The 4,425-nt window shown below is 64.1% G+C and carries 5 protein-coding genes; 3 read left to right on the forward strand and 2 right to left on the reverse strand.

From position 1 onward, the window contains the following. The coding region (locus tag Q4C89_RS13990) for a diguanylate cyclase (RefSeq protein WP_303103237.1) at positions 1-1,423 on the reverse strand (1,423 nt) is incomplete at its 3' end. 121 nt (positions 1,424-1,544) lie between these two features. Between Q4C89_RS13990 and Q4C89_RS13995 the strand changes: the two genes are divergently transcribed. Further along, entirely contained in the window at positions 1,545-2,105 is a 561-nt protein-coding gene (locus Q4C89_RS13995; protein WP_303103238.1) for a DUF1572 family protein, read from the forward strand. 68 nt (positions 2,106-2,173) lie between these two features. Further along, entirely contained in the window at positions 2,174-2,362 is a 189-nt protein-coding gene (locus Q4C89_RS14000; protein ID WP_303103239.1) for a hypothetical protein, read from the forward strand. A 90-nt stretch (positions 2,363-2,452) separates the two neighbouring features. Here Q4C89_RS14000 and Q4C89_RS14005 read toward each other — a convergent pair whose 3' ends face one another. Continuing rightward, entirely contained in the window at positions 2,453-3,727 is a 1,275-nt protein-coding gene (locus Q4C89_RS14005; protein WP_303103240.1) for a replication-associated recombination protein A, read from the reverse strand. 131 nt (positions 3,728-3,858) lie between these two features. Here Q4C89_RS14005 and Q4C89_RS14010 point away from each other — a divergent pair, with 131 nt between their 5' ends. After that, a complete protein-coding gene (locus tag Q4C89_RS14010) occupies positions 3,859-4,275 on the forward strand; it encodes a hypothetical protein (protein ID WP_303103241.1) in 417 nt (138 codons plus the stop codon). Positions 4,276-4,425 lie beyond the last annotated feature (150 nt).

Genomic DNA, 4,425 nt, shown 5'->3' on the forward strand with positions numbered 1-4,425 from the left:
CGGCGTCCAGCAGGCACTGGGCTGTGGCCCGCAGGTCGGCCTCGGTGCCGTAACGGGTCAGCAACATGCTGAATTCGTCGCCTCCCAGACGGCACAGCAGGTCGTCTTCGCTCAGGCACTGGCGCAGGCGCTGGGCGAGTTCTACCAGCAACTGGTCGCCCTGGTCGTGTCCGTAGCGGTCATTGACCTCCTTGAATTCGTCCAGGTCAAGGAAAGCCATCGCCAGCGGGCCGTCGGGGTGGGCCTGCAACAGCTTTTCACCCAAGCGGTGAAACGAAGATCGGTTGAGCAGGCCCGTCAGCGGATCACGCTGCCCAGCCCGCTGCACTTCACGCAGGTTCTGCTCTGCCGTGTCCAGACGCCGCTGCATTTGCGACAACTGAACGCGCCGCAGCACATTCTGGTTCATCACGGCGACAGTCAGGCGGTGGTATTCGCGGAAATGCCGGAGGGCCTGCTGATAATCGCCCTGCTGTTCGTAGGTGTAGGCCAGCGCGTCGTGCAACTCGTCCAGGACGCGGTGGGCCTTCTCCTGCCCGGCCAGATGCAGCGCCTTGTGCAGCAGCTCCAGCGCTTCCCCTGTCTGGCCCCGTACAGCTTTCAGGCGGCCCTGCAACCCCAACGCGGAGAAGTAGAAGTCGCGGTAAAGCCTGTCTTTGAGTTCGATCAGCGCCTGCTCGACCTGCTCCTGGGCACTTTCCAAGTCACCCAGTTGAAACAGGCTCTGGGCCAGGATGGTTCGCACGATTCCCGCGTAGTGGGCAGGCACCTGCGGCAAATACGTCTCCGCCAGATGAACGACCCGCGCATGGTTGCCCAGCAGGAAGTGGCATTCGATGATGCTCCCCCGGGTGACCGCCAATTGAGAGGGGGCAGAGAGGGATTCCACCCGCCGCAGAAGCTCTTCATGAATTTCCAGCGCCTCTTCATAAGCCCCGAAGTGGGTGTACATGTTGGCGACGTTGCTGGTGGCGCGGCACCATCCCAACTCGTCTCCTATCTCCTGGGCGAGCTGGGCGCTGGTGGTGTAGGCTTCTATGCTCTCTACAAAATCCCCTTGCTCGTAGGCCACATTGCCCAAACCGTTCATGGCTCTGGCGCGAACAGTGTTTCTGAGCTTGGTTTCGTCGGGACTGGGAGCCGCCTCCTGAGCGTCCATAAGTTCCAGAGCCGACCTATAAGCAGCCCGGGCCGCTTCGTAGTTCGTCTGCATGAACTGGGCAGCGGCCTCCAGACACATCGCCTGTCCTGCCAGAAAGCTTCGCCCGGCTGCCCGCGCCTCAGTCGCCACCCTGCGCGCTTCCTCCACGGCTTGGCTGGCGTTCTCGACCACCAGCGAATCCAGCCGCGCAATCTCCTGCTGCTCCCGCTCACTCTGTTTGGCGTCCTGGGCCAATATTCCAGAAGAGGGCAAAGAGAACATACTCACTATTCTATGGTAAGTCGAACCGCTTTCCAGATTCTGACATTGTCTCGGACGGTCTTTGGGAACTTTCTCGTTACCTGTAGCCTCGGCTCCGTCCGCCCATGTTCTAGCCTTTGGCATGGCTATCGGCACACTCTACCTTTCTGAATTGCGCGAACGGATGCAGCAAACCAAAGCTTTGGCCGACCGCGCACTGGCCCAGTTGCCCGATTCACAGTGGCATACGGCCCTGGCTCCCGAAGGCAACTCAGTGGCGGTCATCGTGCAGCATCTGGCGGGTAACCTGCTCTCGCGCTGGGACGGCCTGCGCCAGGGCTACCGCGCAGGCGTGGAAGGCGAATCGCCCACCCGCGACCGTGACGCCGAATTCGAGGACGCGCAGCTTGCCCCTGCCGACCTCCTCGCCCGCTGGAACGCAGGCTGGCAGGTTTTTCTGGACGCCCTCAATCACCTCCGCCCGGAAGACCTGACGCAGACGCTGACCATTCGCGGCGAAATACACACCGTCCTCGGCGCGTTGGAACGGGCGGCGCTCCATGCCAGCGGGCACGTCTACCAAATCGTGTTGCTGGTCAAAACCCTGCGCGGGGCCGACTTTCAGACCCTCAGCATTCCGCGTGGCGGGTCGGCAGCGTATAACGCCCAGATGGGGCAGGGCGGGGCGGACAAGCCTTCTTGACCCTCTGTTCACCCGCAGGTCACGGGGCGGCGGCAGACTGAGGGCAGTCCAAACAAGGAGGCCCACCCATGAGTGACGAACCCAAAGCGATGCCCCCCCAGGAGCGCACCCCCGAAGGTGGCAACAAAGACACCAACGACCTGAGCGACATCAAGGGCATTCAGGACAAGGGGATGGCCCAGAAAGGCCAGGACGTAGACCAGTTGCCCGAAGGCGTGGTCGGCACCGATACGCCCAAGTTTCCGCAACGCCGCTGAGCGCAAGCCGCTGCCCCCCGCCCGTCGAGGTGGGGGCTTTTTTGCTGCCGATAGCCCGCTCTTCCATCATCCATCAGCGCAGCGAATCCATCATCCATCATCCCCATGCGCTTCCCGCAGCTTGCGCCAGCGCTCAGCGATGCGGGCTTCCCACCCTTCACCCGTGGGCTGGTAAAGGTCGAGTTGCACACCGTCGGGCAGGTAATTCTGCTCGAAAGACCCGGCGGGGTCGTCGAAATAGTAGGCGTAGCCTTGGCCGTAGCCCTGCCCCTTCATCAGCGCGGTGGGGGCGTTGCGAAGGTGCAGCGGCACTGGCAGCGTTTCGCCTTCCTGCACGGCGCGGACGGTCTTTTTCCAGGCCACGTAGACGCTGTTGCTCTTGGGCGCCAGCGCAAGGTAAACCACTGCCTGCGCCAGCGCGAGGTCGCCCTCGGGATGACCCAGAAAATCCACGCTGTCCCGCGCCGCAATCGCCAGCCGCAGCGCCTGCGGGTCGGCCAGCCCGATGTCCTCGGAGGCCATGCGGACGATGCGCCGGGCGACGTAGTGGGCATCGGCCCCGCCCTCCAGCATCCGCGCCAGCCAGTACAGCGCCCCATCCACATGCGAGGCCCGCACCGACTTGTGCAGCGCCGAAATCAGGTTGTAGAAGTCCTCGCCGTTCTTGTCCATCGCGGGCAGATGCTTGCCGAACGCCTCGGTAACGGCTTCCTCGGTCACGGGGTCGGCCAGCGTGGCGGCGACCTCCAGCGTACTCAGGGCGCGGCGGGCGTCTCCCTCGGACAGACGGGCGAGCAAGTCCAGGGCGCTGTCCTCGGCTTGGACTCCAGGCAAACCCCGCTCGTCATTGAGCGCACGGCGCAGCAATCCCAACACTTCTTCGTGCGAGAGGGCTTGCAAGACCAGCGTGCGGGCGCGGGAACGCAGCGCGGGATTGACCTCGAAACTGGGATTCTCGGTGGTCGCGCCAATCAGGGTCAGCAGGCCCGATTCCACATGTGGGAGTAAGGCGTCTTGCTGGGCCTTGTTGAAGCGGTGAATTTCGTCCAGAAACAGCACCGTGCGCCGCCCACGCGTGCGTTCGCGTTCGGCCTCGGCCACCGCGTCGCGCACGTCCTTGACCCCCGCCGTCACCGCCGAGAGCGCGATGAAATGCGCCCCCACCTCGCCCGCCAGCAGCCGCGCCAGCGTGGTTTTGCCCACTCCGGGCGGCCCCCACAGAATCAGGCTGCCCAGCCGCCCGCTTTGCAGCACCCGTGTCAGCGGCTTGCCTGCCCCCAGCAGGTGCGACTGCCCCGCCACCTCGGACACGGTGCGGGGGCGCAGACGTTCGGCAAGAGGGGCAGGCGGGTCGAACAGGGTCACGCGGGCGAGGATAGCGGAGGGGATGGGGAGCGGATGGCTGAGGGCGGATGGCTTGAAGGCCGCTGTTCATCATCAGCAGTTATTTAAGCCCGCTTCACCGCACGTGCGCCCCGGTGCCTCATGCTGGGGCCATGACGAAACCTGAACACCAGAAGCTCTTTGACGACCTTCTCGAAATTGCCCGTCAGAGTGCCGACGAACTGGCCGACCGTGCCAAGGCTGTGGCCTACGACATCGCCTCGCGCATCGGTGACGATGAGGAAGAAAACGCCGCCCAGCGTGCCGAAGCCCAGGCCGCCCGCGCCCGCGCCGACGACAACAAGAAGAAGTACGAAGCGGGCCTGACGGCGATGGACGCCCAGCTCAAGGACGCCACCCAGGAAACCCGCCAGCAGGTGCGCCAACTGGCCGACGTGGCCCGCACCGAGGCCGCCAAGGTCGCCGAGCAAGCCCGCGCCAACGCCGAGCAGATGGCCCGCGAAATCCAGGCCAGCGCCGAAAAAGCCAAGGCCGAAGCCGCCAAGCAGGGTCAGAACAAACAGGGCTGAGCCGAAGACTGACAAGGCCGCCAGCGTTCCCGTTCGTGGGGGTGCTGGCGGCTCTTTTTGTCCGCCCTCATACGGCTTTGAAAAATAGTTTGGGCATCCAAGCTATTTTTCCGAACGGAGTGAGGAGAAGAAAATACGGGACTGAACGGC

The organism is Deinococcus sp. (genome assembly GCF_030523985.1).
Taxonomy (GTDB): domain Bacteria; phylum Deinococcota; class Deinococci; order Deinococcales; family Deinococcaceae; genus Deinococcus.